Origin of the sequence: Nocardia asiatica NBRC 100129, from assembly GCF_000308415.1 — a bacterium.
GTDB lineage: Bacteria > Actinomycetota > Actinomycetes > Mycobacteriales > Mycobacteriaceae > Nocardia > Nocardia asiatica.
Genome location: NZ_BAFS01000279.1, coordinates 22,674 through 41,269, shown reverse-complemented (window position 1 = coordinate 41,269; position 18,596 = coordinate 22,674). Strand labels below are relative to the sequence as shown.

Here is an 18,596-nt window from a genome sequence, read left to right as displayed (position 1 = left end):
GCGAGGGCCGTGCGGCTCGCAGCAGCGCCGCAATGATCTCTTAAGCCTCCGGGAAGGTCGCTCGCGCACGATGCGAACACGCGGTCGGCACAGCGTGGTGGCAGGAGGAGCACGGCGATGGAAGTGGGACTGGTCTTCGGCGCGCTGACAGCGATGACCGTGCTGCCGGTCGTCGTCCTGTTGGCCGTGGTGCTGCCGCTGTCGATTCGTGCCGAGCGGGCTCGCAAGGCGACGCTGTGGCAGTGGGCGACGGCTCAGGGATGGACGTTCGCCGAAGGCGGCCGCGCGCACTGGACCGCACGCCTGCCCGGCAGGAACTCGCGCGGGCTCGGTGTGACCATGACCGGGCAGCTCGGCGGCCGTTGGGTGACGGTGGCCGAGTACTCCTATCAGACGACCTCGTCCAGCAGTTCTTCGACGACGACCAGCACGACGACGACCACCACGCATCGCTTCGTGGCGGTCCTGGTGCTACTGGATCGGGCGTACCCGCCGGTCGCGGTGCACTCCCGCGGTCTGCTGTCGCAGCTCGGCCGCGCGATCTTCGGTGACAAGCCGACGGCGACCGGCAACGTGCTGTTCGACGCGCAGTACCGGATCGTCACGCCGGATCCGGCCTGCGCCAAGGCGCTGGTAGGTCCGGCGCTGATCGAAGCGCACATCGCCAGGGCGGTCCCGCACTGGAGCGTCGTGGGGGCCGAATTGCTGACCTGCACGCCGACCTCGGGGAGGCTGCGTGACCCGAACCTGATCCCCGGTTACGCCGCGCCACTCCTGCGTGTTGCCGAACTGCTGGGGCGCTGATACCTCGGCCGAGTAACCGAAGCCCCGCCGGCCGCCGCCACTGTGCCTTCGGGCGGCTTCGTCCGGGCGACCCGGTCGTGCGGGACGTGTCCGCGCCTGACCCTTAGGGGGCCCCTATATCGGTCAGGGCTCCGGCGACGAGGACTGGACCGCACGTCCCGATTCCATCGAAACCGCTGATTTCCAGCGCACACGCAATCGGATGCGGCCGCGCGTCGTGCCGGAGCCGCGGACGAACGAGAACGAATCGCCGCGGCGCTCCCGGCGAAGAACAGCGGGCCAACGGACCGTTCTCATCCTCGAGGATGATCCGACTCGCCACCAATTACCGACGCGCGACGCCGCGATTTACGGAATGCTGGGCGGCATGATCGAGCTTAGAGGCCTGACCAAGCACTACGGGCAGACCGTAGCGGTGCAGGATCTGACCTTCACCGTTCGTCCCGGACAGGTGACGGGATTCCTCGGGCCGAACGGCGCGGGCAAGTCGACCACCATGCGGATGATCCTCGGATTGGACAGGCCGACCGCGGGCACCGCGCTGATCCAGGGCAAGCCGTACCACGAACTGGACCACCCGCTGCGCACCGTCGGCGCGCTGCTGGACGCGAAGTGGGTGCATCCGAACCGTTCGGCGCGCGCGCATCTGGAGTGGATGGCCGCGTCGAACGACATCGCCAAGACCCGGGTGGAGGAGGTGCTGCGGCTGGTCGGCCTCTCCGAGGTGGCGGGCAAGTCCGCGGGCGGCTTCTCCCTGGGCATGTCGCAGCGCCTCGGTCTGGCCGGCGCGTTGCTGGGCGACCCGGAGGTGCTGCTGTTCGACGAGCCGGTCAACGGCCTCGACCCGGAGGGCATCCTGTGGATCCGCCGGTTCATGCAGCGGCTGGCCGCCGAAGGCCGCACGGTGCTGGTCTCCAGTCATCTGCTGTCGGAGATGGCGCAGACAGCCGAGCACCTGGTGGTGATCGGGCGCGGCAAGCTGATCTCGGATTCGACCACCCAGGAATTCATCGAGCGCGCCTCCGAGCAGTCGGTGCGGGTGCGCAGCCCGCAGCTCGACCAGTTGCGCAGCGTGCTCACCTCCAACGGCATGACCGTCCGCGAGGACGGCGCGGGCCCCGACGGCCCCGCCCTGGTGGTGGCGAACGTGACCAGCGACGCGGTCGGCAAGCTGGCGGGCGAGAACGAGATCACGCTGTTCGAGCTGGCCCCGCAGCGCGCCTCGCTGGAGGAGGCGTTCATGCGGATGACCGGTGGCGCGGTGGAGTACCACGGCGAAGGCTTCGACCCGACGGGCCCGGAGGCGGCTCGGGTATCCACGAAGGGCCCCGCGGACGGCGGTTCCTACACAGCGATGGGAGGTGCGCTCTGATGGGCGTGCTGGCAGCGGAACGAATCAAGCTCACCTCCACCAGGTCGCCCTGGTGGTGCTCGGCGATCGTGGTCGCCCTCGCGCTCGGCATGGCCGCTCTGCTCGCCTCGGTGGCGCGCGCGTCCTACGGTACCGACGGCGCGATCGAACTGACCGTCTCCACCGCGGTGGCCGGCATCAGCGGCTTCGGCGTGATGGTCCTGATGATCATGGCCACCCTGACCGTGACCAGCGAATATCGCTTCGGCATCATCCGCACCACGTACCAGGCCACGCCGCATCGGGCGAAGGTCATCGTGACCAAGGCCGGGCTGGTGGGCGGGTACGGCGCGGTGCTGACCTTCGTCCTGGTGTTCCTCGCCTACCTGGTGGCGAAGGCCCTGGGCGGTCCGGAGGCGGGTGCGACGCTGACCCTGTCCAGCGCGCAGGATTGGCGCGAGGTCTACGGCATCCCGATCTACGCGTTCCTGTGCGTGCTCCTCGCGGTCGGCGTCGGCGTGCTGGTGCGCCAGTCCGCCGCCGCGATCTCGCTGATCGTGCTGTGGCCGCTGCTCATTGAGGGTCTGCTCGGGGCGTTCGGCAGCTTCGGCCGCAATGTCACCCCGTTCCTGCCGTTCGCGAACGCCAACCACTTCTTCAGCTCGGCCGCGTCCACGGCCAACTGGCATTGGGGACCGTGGGGCAGCCTGCTGTATTTCACCGCCTTCGTCGCGATCGTCTTCGGCGCGGCCCTGGTCGTGGTGAACCAGCGCGACGCTTGACCAGCTGCGAGGCAGCCGCTCAGCTACCCGAGTCGCCCTCCCTCGCCACTCGGGTGGTAGGGGCGCCGACCTTGTCGGGAGGTCCGGCGCTCCGCCCACCGCCCGCCACTGCCCGGTGGACGGTGCGACGATCGGCCCGGTGCGAATGCTCGCGCCGGGCCGATCGTGCGTGTGAACATCGAGGAAACTATGCTGCCTGCCGCTTCCGAGACCTGTTCTCGGCCGAGTAGCCTCGATTCGGCAACCAGCTCGTTATCCATCGCCGGGCCCGACGATGTGCTCGCTGAGGTTCGCAGCGGAGGTGGCGCATGGTGATGATCGGTAACACGTCCACGTCTGGTCGGCTGAGATACCCTCGGGGCGTGAGTGAAACACCTTCCGGCGGCTCCGAGCCGGGGTCGGGGGCGCAGGCCGAGAAAGGCGTACCGCCCGAGGTGGTCATTCCGTTGGAGCCGTCCGACGCGTCCGATCCTTCCCGCCGTCCCGGCGGGTTCCGCCGCGTCCAGCTGTCCGCGCTGGTGAGCGCGGCGAATCAGCGGGCGGATCTGATCGGCATGCTGCGCAAGGCGCGCAGGCAGCTGCCGGGTGATCCCGCTTTCGGCGACCCGCTGTCGGTTTCCGGGCCCGGCGGCGCGCGTGCGGTCGCGCGCGCGGCCGACCGGCTGGTCGGCGACACGCCGAGCGCGGCGCGCGAGATCGGTTTCGGCGCCTTGCAGGTCTGGCAGGCGGCATTGGAGCGGGTCGGGCGCGGCAAAGGTAGCCAAGAGGTAACTGTTATGTTCACCGACCTGGTGGCCTTCTCGCGCTGGTCGCTCTCGGCCGGTGACGAAGCCACCCTCGAACTGCTGCGCAAGGTGGCCAAGGCCATCGAGCCGCCGATCGCCGAGCGCGGCGGACACGTGGTCAAACGCATGGGCGACGGCGTGATGGCGGTGTTCCCTTCGGCGGACCGGGCGGTGCGCGCCGCCGTGACGGCCAAGCGCAACCTGGCCGATGTGCAGGTGCGCGGCTACACCCCGCAGATGCGGATCGGTTTGCACACCGGTTCTCCGCGCGAGATCGGAGGCGACTGGCTCGGCGTGGACGTCACGATCGCGGCGCGGGTCATGGAGGCGGGCGGCAATGGGAACACGATGCTGTCCGAGGTCACACTGCGGGGGCTGCCGCCGGAGACGCTGGCGGAACTGGGCCTGGCGGTCAAACCGTATCGCCGCAGCCTGTTCGCGGCCCCGCTCAACGGCGTCCCCGAGGACCTGCGCATCTTCCGGCTGTCGAAGGGCTAGGCGGCGGCCGGGCCTTTCGCGCGGATCATGCCAGCCACCAGGCCAGCGCGCCGCCCGCCGCGAGGACGGCGCAGACGCCCAGGGCGATCGACAGCGGCCGGGCCGTCTTCCAGGTGGTGTAGGCGCCGCCGAGCAGGAACCCCGCCAGGGCGAACAGAATGATCACGGTCACGTCGCTGGACACTGTGCCCATCTTGCTCCAACCGGCTCGACCACCGCCGTGTGGGTGGCCGGGTCGTTGCGTACGCAATTAACAAGCACGCATGCTTGCTTTTTTCTTGCCCTGGTGTGATGCTGGTCGCGGAACGCGGACTTCACGGGTGCGGCATGCGGCTCATCCTGACGGTTCGCCGCACAGGAGGCATTCCCGCTGATGAGCAGTATGCTCGCCGCCGACCCGGAGGTGCTCCGGATCGGCAACTGTTCCGGCTTCTACGGTGATCGGCTCGGTGCCATGCGCGAGATGCTCGACGGCGGGCCGCTCGACGTGCTCACCGGCGACTATCTCGCCGAGCTGACCATGCTGATCCTCGGCCGGGACCGGATGAAGGACCCGGATCTCGGCTACGCCAAGACCTTCGTCAAGCAGATCGAGGAATGCCTCGGGCTCGCGCTGGAGCGCAAGGTGCGCATCGTGGCGAACGCGGGCGGCCTGAACCCGGCGGGTCTGGCCGAAAGGCTGCGCAAACTCGCCGCCGACCTCGGACTGGACGCGAAGATCGCGCACGTGGAAGGCGACGACCTGGTGGCGCGCGCCGCCGAACTCGGTTTCGGCACGCCGCTGACCGCCAACGCCTACCTCGGCGCGTGGGGCATCGTCGAATGCCTGAACGCGGGCGCGGACATCGTGGTCACCGGCCGGGTCACCGACGCGTCGGTGATCGTCGGCCCGGCTGCCGCGCATTTCGGCTGGGGCCGAACGGATTACGACCGGCTGGCCGGTGCGGTGGTGGCCGGGCACGTGATCGAGTGCGGCACCCAGGCCACCGGAGGAAACTACGCCTTCTTCACCGAGTTGGCCGATCTGGGCAGGCCGGGCTTCCCGATCGCGGAGATCCGCGCCGACGGCAGCAGCGTCATCACCAAGCACCCGGGCACCGGCGGCGCGGTCACCGTGGACACCGTCGAGGCCCAGCTGATGTACGAGATCCAGGGTCCCCGCTACGCCGGACCCGACGTGACCTCCCGGCTGGACACCATCCGGCTCCACCAGGACGGTCCGGACCGGGTGCGGATCAGCGGCGTCGCCGGTGAACCGCCGCCGCCGCGGCTGAAGGTCTCGCTGAACACCCTCGGCGGTTTCCGCAACGAGATGGAGTTCGTGCTCACCGGTCTGGACATCGAGGCGAAAGCGGACTTGGCGCGACGCCAGCTGGAAGCCTGGCTCCCGACCCGGCCCGCCGAGCTGACCTGGACCCTGGCGCGTCTGGATCGGCCGGACGCGGAAACCGAGGAGCAGGCCAGCGCACTGCTGCGCTGCGTGGTCCGCGACCCGGACCCGAACAAGGTCGGGCGCGCGTTCTCCAATGTCGCCGTGGAACTGGCGCTGGCCAGCTATCCGGGATGCAGCTTCACCACGCTGCCGGGCAACGGATCGCCCTACGGCGTGTTCACGCCCGGGTTCGTCGACGCCGCCGAAGTGCCGCACACGGCGGTGCTGCCCGACGGCGCACGGGTCGCCATCGCGCCCGCCTCGGAGACGGCCGAACTCGCCGACCTCGCCGATCCGCCCGCGCCGGAACCGCTGCCCGCCGGAGAAACCCGCAGGGCGCCGCTGGGCACGATCGCGCTGGCCCGCAGCGGTGACAAAGGCGGTGACGCCAACGTCGGCGTCTGGGTGCGCACCGACGAGCAATGGCGCTGGCTGGCGCACACGCTCACCGTCGCGCGCGTGAAAGAGCTACTGCCGGAAGCGGCTTCGTTGCGCGTCACCCGGCACGTGCTGCCCGAGCTGCGGGCGCTGAACTTCATCATCGAAGGCCTGCTCGGTCAGGGCGTGGCCTATCAGGCCCGCTTCGACCCGCAGGCCAAGGGACTCGGCGAATGGCTGCGGTCTCGTCACCTCGACATTCCAGTGGAGCTTTTCGCATGACCGGTCAGGCCCGGAGGCGGCAGCTCGCGTCACCACGCAGGGCCCCCGGTCATGCGAGAAAGGACACCGCATGACGAAACTCTGGGAAACGCCGGAACGGCGCGAATTACGCGCCACGGTGCGCGGCTTCGTGGAGCGCGACATCCTGCCGTACCTCGACGGCTGGGAGCGCGCCGGGGAGATCCCGCGCGAACTGCACAAGAAGGCGGGCGCGCTCGGTCTGCTCGGGGTGCAGTTCCCGGAATCCGCGGGCGGTTCCGGCGGCGACGGCGTGGACGCGATGATCGTCTGCGAGGAGATGCACCAAGCCGGTGCCTCCGGTGGGCTGTTCGCCTCGCTGTTCACCTGCGGCATCTCCGTGCCGCACATCATCGCCTCGGGCGACGCCGAGCAGATCGAGCGCTGGGTGAAGCCCACGCTGGCGGGTGAGAAGATCGGCTCGCTGGCGATCACCGAACCCGGCGGCGGATCGGATGTCGGACACCTCACCACCACCGCGCGCCGCGACGGCGACCACTACATCGTCAACGGCGCCAAGACCTACATCACCTCCGGCGTCCGCGCCGACTTCGTGGTCACCGCGGTGCGCACCGGTGGACCGGGCTCCGGCGGCATCTCACTGCTCATCGTCGCCAAGGACACTCCCGGCTTCACGGTCAGCCGCAAGCTGGACAAGATGGGCTGGCTGGCCTCCGACACCGCCGAGCTGTCCTACGTGGACGTCCGGGTGCCGGCGCGGAATCTGGTCGGCCCGGAGAACTCCGGCTTCTTCCAGATCGCGGGCGCGTTCGTCAGCGAGCGCGTCGGCTTGGCGGTGCAGGCGTATTCCAGCGCGCAACGCTGCCTGGACCTGACCCTGGAGTGGGTGCGCAACCGCGAGACCTTCGGCCGTCCGCTGATCAGCAGGCAGGCGGTGCAGAACACGGTCGCCGAGATGGCGCGGCGCATCGACGTGGCCCGCGTCTACACCCGCGACGTGGTGCAGCGCAGCTGCGAAGGCGAGACCGACCTGATCGCCGAGGTGTGCTTCGCCAAGAACACCGCGGTGGAGGCCGGTGAGTGGGTGGCCAACCAGGCCGTGCAGCTGTTCGGCGGCCTCGGCTACATGCGCGAATCCGAGATCGAGCGCCAATACCGGGATATGCGCATCCTCGGCATAGGCGGCGGCACGACCGAGATCCTCACCGGACTGGCGGCGAAGCGATTGGGGTACCAGGCATGACCGTTCTGCGCAGCACCCTGGACACCGCCGCGCCCGAGTACGAAGCCGCGGCAGACGCCATGACGGCCAAGCTCGCCGAGGTGGAGGCGGAGTTCGCCAAGGCCATCGCGGGCGGCGGCCCGGACAAGCTGGCCCGGCATCGCAAGCGCGGCAAACTGACCGCGCGCGAGCGCATCGAACTGCTCGTCGACGAGGACTCGCCGTTCCTGGAGCTGTGCCCGCTGGCGGGCTGGGGCAGCGAATTCCACGTCGGCGGCAGCACCATCGCCGGGATCGGCGTCGTGGAGGGCGTCGAGTGCATGATCGTCGCGCCCGATCCGACCGTGCGCGGCGGCACCTCCAACCCGTGGACGCTGCGCAAGACGCTGCGGATCAACGACATCGTGCGGGAGAACCGGCTGCCGGTGATCTCGCTGGTGGAATCCGGCGGCGCGGACCTGCCCACGCAGAAGGAAGTGTTCGTTCCCGGCGGCCGCATGTTCCGCGATCTCACCCAGGCGTCGGCGGCGGGGATACCCACCATCGCGCTGGTGTTCGGCAACTCCACCGCGGGCGGCGCGTACATACCGGGCATGTCCGATCACGTGGTGATGATCAAGGAGCGCTCCAAGGTGTTCCTCGGCGGTCCGCCGCTGGTCAAGATGGCCACCGGCGAGGAATCCGACGACGAATCGCTCGGCGGCGCCGACATGCACGCGCGGGTCTCCGGTCTCGCGGACTACTACGCGCTGGACGAGCAGGACGCGATCCGGATCGGCCGCTCCATCGTCAGGCGGCTGAACTGGCGCAAGCAGGGCCCGGCCCCGCGCGCCGAGGTGCTCGAGCCGCTCTACGACCCGGAAGACCTGCTCGGCATCGTGCCGCCGGACCTGAAGATCCCGTTCGACCCGCGCGAGGTGATCGCCCGCATCGTGGACGGCTCGGATTTCGACGAGTTCAAGCCGCTCTACGGCAGCAGCCTGGTCACCGGATGGGCCGAATTGCACGGCTATCCGGTCGGCATCCTGGCCAACGCGCGCGGTGTGCTGTTCTCCGAGGAGTCGCAGAAGGCCACCCAGTTCATCCAGCTGGCCAACAAGACGAACACGCCGCTGCTGTTCCTGCACAACACCACCGGTTACATGGTGGGCAAGGAGTACGAGCAGAAGGGCATCATCAAGCACGGCGCGATGATGATCAACGCCGTCTCCAATTCGAAGGTGCCGCACATCTCGGTGCTGATGGGCTCGTCCTACGGCGCGGGCCACTACGGCATGTGCGGGCGGGCCTACGACCCGCGTTTCGTCTTCGCCTGGCCCAGCGCCAAATCCGCCGTGATGGGCGGCGCGCAGCTGGCGGGTGTCATCTCGATCGTCGGCCGGGCCGCCGCGGAGGCGAAGGGCCTGCCGTTCGACGAGGCGGCCGACGCGGGGATGCGCGCCATGGTGGAGGCGCAGATCGAGGCGGAGTCGCTGGCGATGTTCATGTCCGGGCGGCTCTACGACGACGGCGTCATCGACCCGCGCGACACCCGCACCGTGTTGGGAATGTCCCTGTCGGCCATTCACAACGCTCCGATCAAGGGCGCCGACGGCTTCGGCGTCTTCCGAATGTGAGGCCGGATATGACTGCATCGCAGGGCGATTCGATGGGGGACGGTCGGGTGACAGGTGGGCAGGTGACGAATGTCCTGGTGGCGAATCGGGGCGAGATCGCCCGGCGCGTCTTCGCCACCTGCCGCCGGATGGGTCTGGGCACCGTCGCGGTGTACTCCGACGCGGACGCCGCCGCGCCGCACGTCACCGAGGCGGACGCCGCGGTGCGCCTGCCCGGCAACACCCCCGCGGAGACCTATCTGCGCGGTGAGCTGATCATCGAGGCCGCGCTGGCCGCGGGCGCCGACGCCGTCCATCCCGGCTACGGATTCCTCTCGGAGAACGCCGAATTCGCCAAGGCGGTGCTCGACGCCGGATTGGTCTGGATCGGCCCGCCCGTCGAGGCGATCGAGCAGATGGGCTCGAAGGTCGCCTCGAAGAAGATGATGGACGCCGCGGGCGTGCCGGTGCTGGCCGAACTGGACCCGGCCGAGGTCACCGAGGCGCACCTGCCGGTGCTGATCAAAGCGTCGGCGGGCGGCGGCGGGCGCGGTATGCGCGTGGTCCGCGAGCTGGCCGACCTGGCCCCGCAGATCGAGGGGGCACGGCGCGAGGCGGAATCCGCGTTCGGCGACCCGACGGTCTTCTGCGAGCGCTACCTGGAGACCGGCAGGCACATCGAGGTCCAGGTGATGGCCGACACGCACGGCGTCATCTGGGCGGTGGGCGAGCGCGAGTGCTCCATCCAGCGCCGCCATCAGAAGGTGATCGAGGAGGCTCCGTCGCCGCTGGTGGAACGCACCGAAGGCATGCGGGCGCGGCTGTTCGAGGCGGCGCGCCTGGCCGCAGGCGCGATCGGTTACACCGGCGCAGGCACCGTCGAGTTCCTCGCCGACGAGCAGGGCGAGTTCTTCTTCCTGGAGATGAACACCCGGCTGCAAGTGGAGCATCCGGTCACCGAGTGCACCACCGGCCTGGATCTGGTCCGGCTGCAGCTGGACGTCGCCGCGGGCGGCGCGCTGCCCGCCGAACCGCCCGCGATGCGCGGACATTCGATCGAGGTGCGCCTCTACGCCGAGGACCCGGCGCACGACTGGCAGCCGCAGAGCGGAACGGTGCACCGCCTCGATATCCCCGGCGTGCGGGCCGAATTCGACCTGCTCGACCGGCCGGGCGTGCGCCTGGACACGGGCGTGGTGGACGGTTCGGTGGTCGGCGTGCACTACGACCCGATGCTGGCCAAGGTCATCTCCTACGCCGAGACACGCGGCGAGGCGGCGCGATTGCTGGCTGCCGCACTGCACCGCGCGAAGATCCACGGCCTGGTCACCAACCGGGACTTGCTGGTGCGCGTACTGCGCCATCCGGCGTTCCTGGCCGGTGACACCGACACCGCGTTCTTCGCTACGCACGGACTGGACGCGCTCGCCGCGCCCCTGGTGACGGCGACCGACGAGGCGCTGTCCGTCGTGGCCGCCGCGCTCGCCGACGCCGCGGCCAACCGCGCGGGCGCACGAGCGGGCGGCGGGCTGCCCAGCGGGTGGCGGAACCTGCCGTCGCAGTCGCAGCGCAAGTCCTACGAGAGCCGCGCGACCGGAACCCACGAGGTCGGTTACCGGTTCGGCCGCGGCGGCGTCACCGTGGACGGCCACGACGGCCTCGAACTCGTCGAGTCGGCTCCCGATCGCGTGGTGCTGGCGGTGCCGGGTGAACGCGGCCCGGTGCGCAGGCGCTTCGAGGTCGCCCGCTATGGCGACCAGGTCTGCGTCGACTCGCCGCTGGGCCCCGTGGCCCTGCGCAGGCTGCCGCGCTTCAGCGATCCGGCCGACCAGGTGGCCACCGGCTCGCTGCTGGCCCCCATGCCGGGCAGCGTGATCCGGCTCGGCGCCGAGGTCGGCGACCACGTCGAACAGGGCCGGCCGATCCTGTGGCTGGAGGCGATGAAGATGGAGCACACCATCGCCGCGCCCACCGCGGGCGTGCTCAGCGCCGTCAACGTCACCGTCGGCCAGCAGGTCGACGTCGGCGCCGTGCTCGCGGTCGTCGAACCCGCAGAACCCGTAGAAACCCAGGAGAACTGATGAGCTTCATCGAGACCGACGAGCAGAAGGCGCTGCGGGCCGCCGTCGCCGCGCTGGCCGCGAAATACAACTACCGCGACTACGTGCTGCCGAAGGCGCGCAAGAACGAGCCGCTGGACGAATTGTGGCAGGAGGCGGGCAAACTCGGCTTCCTCGGCGTGAACCTGCCCGAAGAGTACGGTGGCGGCGGCGCGGGCATGTACGAGCTGGCGCTGGTGATGGAGGAGCTGTCCGCGCAGGGCGCGGGCCTGCTGCTCATGGTGGTCTCCCCGGCCATCTGCGGCACCATCATCACCAAGTACGGCACCGACGCGCAGAAGCAGGAGTGGCTGCCCAAGCTCGCCGACGGCTCCGGCAAGATGGTCTTCGGCATCACCGAGCCCGACGCGGGCTCCAACTCCCACCAGATCACCACCACCGCCCGCCGGGACGGCGACGACTGGATCCTCAACGGCCGCAAGATCTTCATCTCCGGCGTGGACCAGGCCGAGGCGGTGCTGATCGTGTCCCGCACCGAGGACCACAAGACCGGCAAGCTCAAGCCCGCCCTGTTCATCGTGCCGACCGACGCCGAAGGCTTCACCAAGACGGCGCAGGAGATGGACATCATCGAGCCCGACCACCAGTACAGCCTGTTCCTCGACGACGTCCGGCTGCCTTCCACCGCGCTGGTCGGCAAGGAGGACGCGGCGCTGATGCAACTGTTCGCGGGCCTGAACCCGGAGCGCATCATGGGCGCGGCCATGGCCATCGGCCTGGCCCGCTACGCCGTCGACCGCGCGGTGGAGTACGCCAAGGAGCGCACGGTGTGGAAGACGCCGATCGGCGCGCACCAGGGCATCTCGCATCCGCTCGCGCAGGTGAAGGTGGAACTGGAGCTGGCGAAGCTGATGATGCAGAAGGCCGCCACCCTCTACGACACGGGCGACGAGATGGGCGCCGCCGAGGCCGCCAACATGGCGAAGTACGCGGCGGCGGAAGCCAGCATCAAGGCGCTCGACCAGGCCATCCAGACCCACGGCGGCTCCGGCCTGACCAGGGACGTCGGCCTGGCCGCGATGCTCGCGGCCGCGCGCATCGGCCGCATCGCGCCGGTCAGCCGGGAAATGGTGCTCAACTTCGTCGCCCAGTACTCGCTGGGCCTGCCCAAGTCGTACTGAGAGGACGGCGTATGACCGAGACGGGTCCGTTCGTCCGCTACGAGGCCGTCGGCGGCGTCGCGACGCTCATGCTCGATTCGCCGCACAATCGCAACGCGTTGTCGTCCAAGCTGGTCGCCGAGCTGCTGCGCGGACTCGACGACGCGGCCGCCGACGACACGGTGCGCGTCATCGTGCTCGCGCACACCGGCAGCACCTTCTGCGCGGGCGCGGATCTCAGCGAGGCGAGCGACGCCGATCCGGCCGTGGCCGCCGACCAGCGCACCCGGGTCATGATCGGGGTGCTGCGCCGGTTGGTGGAGATCCCGAAGCCGGTGATCGCGCGGGTCGACGGCAACGTGCGCGCCGGCGGCATGGGCATCGTGGCCGGTTGTGACCTCGTCGTGGCCGGGCCGGGCAGCAGTTTCGCGCTCACCGAAGTGCGCATCGGGTTGGCGCCGTTCATGATCTCGCTGACCCTGCTGCCCAGGCTCAGCCCGCGCGCGGCCAGCCGGTACTACCTGACCGGGGAGAAGTTCGACGCCGCCGTGGCCGAGGAGATCGGCCTGGTCACCGTCACCGCCGACGATCCGGCGGCCGAGGTCGCGCGGCTGTGCGACGAGGTACGCAAAGGCTCTCCGCAGGGCCTGGCCGAGGCCAAGCGACTGGTGAACGCGGACATCCTCGCCGGGTTCGACGCCTCCGCCGAAGAACTCGCGCGGCGCTCGGCGAGCTTCTTCGGCACTCCCGAAGTCCACGAGGGCATGCTGGCCTTTTTGCAGCGCCGCCCGCCGAGCTGGGCAGAATAACGACCATGGCGACACCCCACGAACCCAAGCAGGACCGCAGCCGAGCCACCCGGCAGCGCCTGCTCGAGGCGACCATCGACTGCCTGGCCGAGATGGGCTGGGCGGCCGCGACGGTCGCCGTGGTCGCCGAACGGGCCGGGGTGTCGCGCGGCGCGGCGCAGCATCACTTCCCCACCAGGGAGGATCTGATCACCGCCGCGCTGGAGTACATGTTCGACACGCGCAGCGGGCAGGCGGTGCAGGAAGCCGAGACGCTGGTGGAACTCGGCGACGGCATCGCCCGCACCGAGGCGGTGGTGGCGGGGCTGGTCGAGTCCTACACCAGCCCGCTGTTCAAGGCCGCGCTCCAGGTGTGGACCCACGCGGCCGCCGATCCGGTGCTGCGCGAGCGCATCGTCCCGCTGGAGGCCCGCTTCGGGCGCGCGTCGCACCGCCGCGCGATCGAGGCCCTCGGCGTGGACGACTCCGATCCCGTCACCCACCACCTGGTCCAAGCGACCCTGGACATGGCTCGCGGACTGGGCCTGGCCGACGTGCTCACCGACGACTCCGCACGGCGCAAACTGATCGTCCAGCAGTGGGCGGCCACCTTGCACGAAGCCCTGCACGCGCCGCGCTGACCGATCGCGGAATCGCCGGGCGCGCCGAGGCCACCGGCGGCTATCGCACATCGGCAGCCGGACCGCGCACCGGCCGGACCGCGCACCGGAACTAGAACGCGGTCCGGACTGTCGGCGTTCAGGTGATCAGCACAGTCCTTGCTGCTCGAGGCGGCCGGAATCGATGGCGTAGGAGGAGGCGCCGATGGCGGCCCCGATCAGGCCGACGATGATCGCGCCGGGGATCGCGCCGACGAAGAAGACCGGCAGGCCGACGAGCGCGCCGATCGCGGCTCCGATCGCCGCGCCGATTCCGGTGCGGAGTTCGATCGTGTCGCCGGGCGGCAGGCACGCCTTGATGTAGGTCACCTGCGGGGGTTCGCTGGTCGCGGCGGCGATCGGGGCGGCGGGCGCGGCCGCCGCGGTGGCGGCGAATCCGGCGGTGAGCGTGGTTGCGACCAGTGCGCTGACCACCGCTACGGCCAGCTTCATGAAAGCGTTCAACTGTTTCCCTGCATGTTCGCGATGGACACGTGAGCTGATGGTCCGGCTCCCGGCCGGAAGCCGTCGAGCATCCGATCATCATCGCTGGAGTTTTGCGGGATGCCAAGAGCCGGGCGCGAAACATCCGGGCCGGGCTCGTATTCGGAGCTTCCTCGCGGCCACCTCGCGGCCACCTCGCGGAGCTCGCAGCCATCTGGCGGAAGTCGCAGCCATCTGGCGGAACTCGCGACCACTTGGCGGAGCTCGCGGTCATCGCGCGGAGCTCGCAAGCTACTTGGCGGAGTTCACGTCATCGCGCGGAGCTCGCAAGCTACTTGGCGGAGCTCGCGGCCACCTCGCGGAGCTCGCACCCCTTCACCGAATTCGCGGACGCACATGGAACGACGGCGCGCTCTCGGCTCCGGCGCCAGCGCCGTTGTCGAAGCCGCGAAACATACTGCCGGAAAGCGATCCGCACCGGCGCCGAGGTATGGCGCCGGCGGATGCGGTGTTCAGCGGGATCAGGGGTTGCGCTGAACACCGGCAGGCGACGCGGCCCCGGGTATGCAGGGCGGCAGGGCCGCGTCGCGTGGTCTCAGCGGGTAGCGGTCAGGTCGTACAGCGTGACCCCGTCCACCTGGACGGCGGTGAAGTTCTCCTGGACCCACTGCGTGATCTGCGCGCTCGGGGAATCGCTGGACGAACCCGGTCCGCCGCGGCCGCCACCGACGAAGTAGTGGATCTTCCCCTCGGCGACATACTGTTCGAACTGCTCCAGCGTGGGCGACGGGTCGCTGCCGTTGAAGCCGCCGATCGGCATCACCGGAAGTTCGCTGGCCAGCTGTAAGCCCGCGGCGCTGTTGGAGCCGATGGCCGCGGCCACCCAGGTGTAGTCGCCGTTGTTCTGCTCGAGCAGCGACACGACCTGCGCGCTCGGCTCGCTCGCCCCGAGGATGCCGAATCCGCCGCCGCCGTTGGGCCCCGGTCCGCCGTCGCCGGGCATCCCCGCCGTCGCCCCGGTTGCTCGGCTGTTCTGCCCATCGGGCGGGAACATCGCGCCATCCGGCGCCGACCCGGCGGGCGGATTGCCCTGCGGCACAGCGCCAGGCGGTATTCCGCCGTCATCACCGGTGATCTGTCCGTCGCCGCTGGTCACCGCCCCGTCCGGCCCGCGACGGACCATTCCGGGCATGCCCTCACCCCACGGCGGCCGTCCATGCGCCGCGACGTTCGGCCCGGCCGAGGGAATCGAACCGGTATGCGGCGTCGCGATCGTGTCGACCGAATAGGCGACGGGTCCGGCCAGGAAGGTGAACGCCACCGCGAGCGCCGACGCCACCGCCAGCTTGCGCGGCGCGGGAAAGAGCACGGCGAGCGTCGCGAGAACGCCCACGACGAGCACCGTCCAGCGCAGCCACGATTGCCATTCCGGACTGCGCGACAACAGCATCCACGCGGTCGCGGTGGTGAGACCCACCGCCAGTGCCGACGCGAGCCGCACCCAGAGCCGATGACGCGCCCGCCACAGCAGCACCGCGCCCGCGCCGACGAGCGCGGCGATCGCCGGGGCCAGCGCCACGGTGTAGTACTGATGGAAGATGCCGGCCATGAAGCTGAACACCAGCCCGGTCACCAGCAGCCAGCCGCCCCAGAGCACCAGCGAGGCGCGCTGCCGATCGGTGCGAGCGGCGCGGCCGCGCAGCAGGATTCCCGCGAAGAGCGCGACCAGGGCGGCGGGAATCAACCACGCGATCTGACCGCCCTGCGCCGGTTCGAACATCCGCGTGATGCCGGTGCTTCCCCACATGCCGTTGCCGCCCGGCGGTAGTTCACCACCCGGTCCGACGCTGCCGCGCTCGTTGCCGTTGAGGCGGCCGAGCCCGTTGTAGCCGAGCGTCAGTTCCAGGATCGAGTTGTCGTGCGAGCCGCCGATCCACGGCCGGGACGAGGCGGGCCACAGCTCCACCGCCAGCAACCACCATCCGGCGGCCACCACCATCGCGACGCCCGCCGCGAAAAGTTGTGCGATGCGCTTGCCGAGCTTCGGCGGTCCGGCGATCAGGTAGGTCAGCGCCAGCGCCGGAACCACCAGCAGCACTTGCAATTGCTTGGCGAGGAAGCCGAATCCGATCAGCGCGCCGGTGAGCACCAGCCAGCGCCAGCGGCCGTCCGCCACTGCTCGCGTCGTCGCCCAGGCGGCGGCGACCATCAAGAACACCAGCAGCGCCTCGGGATTGTTGAACCGGAACATCAGTGCCGCGACGGGCGTCACCGCCAGCGCCAACCCGGCGAGCAATCCGGCCGCGGGCCCGAACGGCCTGCGCACCGTTGCCCACAGCAGCGCCACCGTGGCCACACCGAGCAGCACTTCCGGCACCAGGATGCTCCAGCTGTTGAGGCCGAAGGCTCGCACCGACAGCTCCATCAACCACAGCGAGGCGGGTGGTTTGTCCACGGTGATCGAGTTCGCCGCGTCCGAAGACCCGAAGAAGAACGCTTTCCACGACACCGAACCCGCCTGCACGGCGGCCGAGTAGAAGGAGTTCGCCCACCCGTTGGCGCTCAAGTTGCACAGATAGGCCACCGCCGTGCCGAGCAGTAGCGTCGCCAGTGCCGTATATTCCCATTTCCGGTCCGTCTTCGGCCGCGGGTCGGCCGCGACCGGTTGGGCGGTCAGTGTGGTCGTCATCAACGGTCTCCCTCGCTGCCACGCCCGGCACCGGCCACCGGCTCAGCCGGGCGATCGGCTCCTCCGCCGTCCCGGAACACCCACCGCAGCCCGACGAACCGCAACAGCGTCGCCACCAGGTTCGCCGCCACCAGGACGAACAATTCCAGCTGCACCGAGGCGTCCGGCGCCCACCGATGCAGCGCGAACAGCGACCCGCTGGTGAGCGCCAACCCGATCCCGAAGATCACCAGACCTTGGAATTGATGGGCGACAACGCCGTTCGATCCGCGCACGCCGAAGGTGAAGGCCCGGTTGGCCGCGGTATTGCCCAGCGCCGTGATCAGCAGCGCCGCGAAGTTCGCCGCCTGCGCGCCGGTCAGCGGTTGCAGCACCACGTACAGCAGCAGATAGGCCAGCGTGCTCAGTACGCCGACGAGCGCGAAACGCACGAGCTGCCCGACCATGCCCAGCGGCACCCCGGGCACCAGCGGTTCCCGGCCCACCGCGCGCCGCAGTTCCTCCAGCGGCAGCGCGCCGGTGGTCAGCGCCCGCCCAAGCCGCCAGATGCCGAGCAAGTCCTTGCGCGCGGTGTCGACGATGTCGACCCGGCTGTCCGGATCATCGATCCAGTCCACGGGAACCTCGTGGATGCGCAGACCGGCCCGCTCGGCGAGGACGAGCAATTCGGTGTCGAAGAACCACTCCCCGTCGCGCACCAGCGGCAGCAGGCGGCGCGCCACGTCGGTGCGCACAGCCTTGAAGCCGCACTGCGCGTCGGAGAAGCGCGCTCGCAGCGAGGCTTTCAGCAGCAAGTTGTAGCAGCGCGAGATGATCTCGCGCTTGGGCCCGCGCACCACGCGGGACGCGGCGTCGAGCCGGGTGCCGATCGCCAGATCGGAATGCCCGGTGACCAGCGGCGCGACCAGGGGAAGCAGTGCGTTGAGGTCGGTGGACAGGTCGACGTCCATATAGGCGACGATCTGCGCGTCGGAGTGTTCCCACACCGCGCGCAGCGCTCGCCCTCGCCCCTTGGCGGACAGGTGCACCACCCGCACGTCGTCCAGTTCGTCGGCGAGCAGCTGGGCGACCTGCAAGGTGTCGTCGGTGCTCGCGTTGTCGGCGACCGTGATGCGCGCCGGGAACGGGAACCCGTCGCGCAGGTAGGCGTGCAGTCTCCGGACGCACACGCCGAGGTCGGTCTCTTCGTTGTAGACGGGTATCACCACGTCCAGCACGGGCGCACCCGTGGTCTCGGTTCGTTCCGCCGCCGCGACGGTCGAGGTCTCGGTCATGCGAACCAGATTCGACGGCCACGCTGCCACGGTGCTGCGGCTCAGCTGTGAGGTTCCTGGTAGCCGCGTTCGATGGTGCCGCCCGGACGGGCCCGCGTAGCGTACGGTCGTAACAGCGGGACCATTCAGGTTCTCCGAGCAAAGGACCACGTTTGTCCGACAAATCTCCGCGCAGTTCGATGTCCAAGAAATCCGAGAAGACTCTCAAGGAAAAACGAGCGGAGAAGAAAGCCAAGGCCGCCGGCGAGCCCGCCATCGATCCCAAGAAGCGTTGAGCGGGCCGCTGAGCGAGAACCACTCGCTCAGCGGTCCCCCCCCACCGGAGATCTGTACGCCGTGCGCGCGCATCCCCTTCGTGTCCGCACAACTCACTCGAGTCGGCGGGTGCGGTGTGGTACCGGGGGTAGCGGGTAG

At 69.8% G+C, this 18,596-nt stretch carries 16 protein-coding genes; 12 read left to right on the top strand and 4 right to left on the bottom strand.

Annotated features, from left to right (window positions below; genetic code table 11):
* Positions 1–117: 117 nt before the first annotated feature.
* From ON27_RS27160 to ON27_RS27145, 4 genes are all read left to right on the top strand, one after another.
* Positions 118–804, top strand: coding sequence for a hypothetical protein (locus ON27_RS27160; protein WP_043733919.1), 687 nt, complete (start codon positions 118–120; stop codon positions 802–804).
* 367 nt (positions 805–1,171) lie between these two features.
* Positions 1,172–2,176, top strand: coding sequence for an ABC transporter ATP-binding protein (locus tag ON27_RS27155; RefSeq protein WP_043733949.1), 1,005 nt, complete (start codon positions 1,172–1,174; stop codon positions 2,174–2,176).
* Positions 2,176–2,937, top strand: a complete 762-nt coding sequence (locus tag ON27_RS27150) for an ABC transporter permease (protein ID WP_043733917.1) — start codon at positions 2,176–2,178, stop codon at positions 2,935–2,937. Before ON27_RS27155 ends, ON27_RS27150 begins: the two co-directional genes overlap by 1 nt.
* A 554-nt stretch (positions 2,938–3,491) precedes the next feature.
* Positions 3,492–4,220 (top strand): adenylate/guanylate cyclase domain-containing protein, encoded by a 729-nt coding sequence (locus ON27_RS27145; protein ID WP_051047033.1) that lies wholly within the window; start codon positions 3,492–3,494, stop codon positions 4,218–4,220.
* A gap of 25 nt (positions 4,221–4,245) precedes the next feature.
* Here the strand turns inward: ON27_RS27145 and ON27_RS43180 are convergent, their stop codons facing one another.
* The gene (locus ON27_RS43180) at positions 4,246–4,413 is read right to left on the bottom strand and encodes a CG2302 family histidine operon protein (protein WP_157227359.1); all 168 of its coding nucleotides are present in this window, start codon (positions 4,411–4,413) and stop codon (positions 4,246–4,248) included.
* Between the two features lie 180 nt (positions 4,414–4,593).
* Here ON27_RS43180 and ON27_RS27140 point away from each other — a divergent pair, with 180 nt between their 5' ends.
* The 7 genes from ON27_RS27140 to ON27_RS27110 all read left to right on the top strand — a co-directional run bounded on the left by ON27_RS27140 (position 4,594) and on the right by ON27_RS27110 (position 13,757).
* Positions 4,594–6,312 carry an acyclic terpene utilization AtuA family protein gene (locus ON27_RS27140; protein WP_051047029.1) on the top strand — a complete coding sequence of 573 codons (1,719 nt, stop codon included), beginning with the start codon at positions 4,594–4,596 and terminating at the stop codon, positions 6,310–6,312.
* 70 nt (positions 6,313–6,382) lie between these two features.
* Complete coding sequence (locus tag ON27_RS27135) at positions 6,383–7,534, top strand: acyl-CoA dehydrogenase family protein (RefSeq protein WP_043733915.1); 1,152 nt, start codon at positions 6,383–6,385, stop codon at positions 7,532–7,534.
* On the top strand, positions 7,531–9,129 hold the full coding sequence (locus ON27_RS27130; protein ID WP_043733914.1) for an acyl-CoA carboxylase subunit beta: 1,599 nt from the start codon (positions 7,531–7,533) through the stop codon (positions 9,127–9,129). Before ON27_RS27135 ends, ON27_RS27130 begins: the two co-directional genes overlap by 4 nt.
* 32 nt (positions 9,130–9,161) lie before the next feature.
* Positions 9,162–11,189: an acetyl/propionyl/methylcrotonyl-CoA carboxylase subunit alpha gene (locus ON27_RS27125; protein ID WP_043733913.1), complete on the top strand. Its 2,028-nt coding sequence runs from the start codon at positions 9,162–9,164 to the stop codon at positions 11,187–11,189.
* Positions 11,189–12,349 carry an acyl-CoA dehydrogenase family protein gene (locus tag ON27_RS27120; RefSeq protein ID WP_043733911.1) on the top strand — a complete coding sequence of 387 codons (1,161 nt, stop codon included), beginning with the start codon at positions 11,189–11,191 and terminating at the stop codon, positions 12,347–12,349. Before ON27_RS27125 ends, ON27_RS27120 begins: the two co-directional genes overlap by 1 nt.
* Before the next feature lie 11 nt (positions 12,350–12,360).
* Positions 12,361–13,137 (top strand): enoyl-CoA hydratase family protein, encoded by a 777-nt coding sequence (locus tag ON27_RS27115; protein WP_043733910.1) that lies wholly within the window; start codon positions 12,361–12,363, stop codon positions 13,135–13,137.
* Positions 13,138–13,142: 5 nt separating this feature from the next.
* Complete coding sequence (locus tag ON27_RS27110) at positions 13,143–13,757, top strand: TetR/AcrR family transcriptional regulator (protein ID WP_043733908.1); 615 nt, start codon at positions 13,143–13,145, stop codon at positions 13,755–13,757.
* A gap of 126 nt (positions 13,758–13,883) precedes the next feature.
* Here the strand turns inward: ON27_RS27110 and ON27_RS27105 are convergent, their stop codons facing one another.
* The 3 genes from ON27_RS27105 to ON27_RS27095 all read right to left on the bottom strand — a co-directional run bounded on the left by ON27_RS27105 (position 13,884) and on the right by ON27_RS27095 (position 18,182).
* Positions 13,884–14,228 (bottom strand): hypothetical protein, encoded by a 345-nt coding sequence (locus ON27_RS27105; RefSeq protein ID WP_043733906.1) that lies wholly within the window; start codon positions 14,226–14,228, stop codon positions 13,884–13,886.
* 586 nt (positions 14,229–14,814) lie between these two features.
* The gene (locus tag ON27_RS27100) at positions 14,815–16,908 is read right to left on the bottom strand and encodes a glycosyltransferase family 39 protein (RefSeq protein WP_043733905.1); all 2,094 of its coding nucleotides are present in this window, start codon (positions 16,906–16,908) and stop codon (positions 14,815–14,817) included.
* The gene (locus ON27_RS27095) at positions 16,908–18,182 is read right to left on the bottom strand and encodes a bifunctional glycosyltransferase family 2/GtrA family protein (protein ID WP_051047028.1); all 1,275 of its coding nucleotides are present in this window, start codon (positions 18,180–18,182) and stop codon (positions 16,908–16,910) included. The genes ON27_RS27100 and ON27_RS27095 overlap by 1 nt, the downstream gene beginning before the upstream one ends.
* A 152-nt stretch (positions 18,183–18,334) precedes the next feature.
* Between ON27_RS27095 and ON27_RS45425 the strand changes: the two genes are divergently transcribed.
* Positions 18,335–18,457, top strand: coding sequence for a hypothetical protein (locus tag ON27_RS45425; RefSeq protein ID WP_280413528.1), 123 nt, complete (start codon positions 18,335–18,337; stop codon positions 18,455–18,457).
* The last annotated feature ends 139 nt before the right edge of the window (positions 18,458–18,596 follow it).

Excerpts from the sequence above, each read along its gene's own strand:
- ON27_RS27100 (WP_043733905.1), bottom strand. The coding sequence starts at position 16,908 with ATGACGACCACACTGACCGCCCAACCGGTCGCGGCCGACCCGCGGCCG.
- ON27_RS27125 (WP_043733913.1), top strand. The coding sequence starts at position 9,162 with ATGGGGGACGGTCGGGTGACAGGTGGGCAGGTGACGAATGTCCTGGTG.
- ON27_RS27155 (WP_043733949.1), top strand. The coding sequence starts at position 1,172 with ATGATCGAGCTTAGAGGCCTGACCAAGCACTACGGGCAGACCGTAGCG.
- ON27_RS27145 (WP_051047033.1), top strand. The coding sequence starts at position 3,492 with ATGCTGCGCAAGGCGCGCAGGCAGCTGCCGGGTGATCCCGCTTTCGGC.
- ON27_RS27110 (WP_043733908.1), top strand. The coding sequence starts at position 13,143 with ATGGCGACACCCCACGAACCCAAGCAGGACCGCAGCCGAGCCACCCGG.
- ON27_RS27150 (WP_043733917.1), top strand. The coding sequence starts at position 2,176 with ATGGGCGTGCTGGCAGCGGAACGAATCAAGCTCACCTCCACCAGGTCG.
- ON27_RS27115 (WP_043733910.1), top strand. The coding sequence starts at position 12,361 with ATGACCGAGACGGGTCCGTTCGTCCGCTACGAGGCCGTCGGCGGCGTC.
- ON27_RS27105 (WP_043733906.1), bottom strand. The coding sequence starts at position 14,228 with ATGAAGCTGGCCGTAGCGGTGGTCAGCGCACTGGTCGCAACCACGCTC.
- ON27_RS27120 (WP_043733911.1), top strand. The coding sequence starts at position 11,189 with ATGAGCTTCATCGAGACCGACGAGCAGAAGGCGCTGCGGGCCGCCGTC.
- ON27_RS43180 (WP_157227359.1), bottom strand. The coding sequence starts at position 4,413 with ATGGGCACAGTGTCCAGCGACGTGACCGTGATCATTCTGTTCGCCCTG.
- ON27_RS27095 (WP_051047028.1), bottom strand. The coding sequence starts at position 18,182 with ATGACCGAGACCTCGACCGTCGCGGCGGCGGAACGAACCGAGACCACG.
- ON27_RS27140 (WP_051047029.1), top strand. The coding sequence starts at position 4,594 with ATGAGCAGTATGCTCGCCGCCGACCCGGAGGTGCTCCGGATCGGCAAC.
- ON27_RS27130 (WP_043733914.1), top strand. The coding sequence starts at position 7,531 with ATGACCGTTCTGCGCAGCACCCTGGACACCGCCGCGCCCGAGTACGAA.
- ON27_RS27160 (WP_043733919.1), top strand. The coding sequence starts at position 118 with ATGGAAGTGGGACTGGTCTTCGGCGCGCTGACAGCGATGACCGTGCTG.
- ON27_RS27135 (WP_043733915.1), top strand. The coding sequence starts at position 6,383 with ATGACGAAACTCTGGGAAACGCCGGAACGGCGCGAATTACGCGCCACG.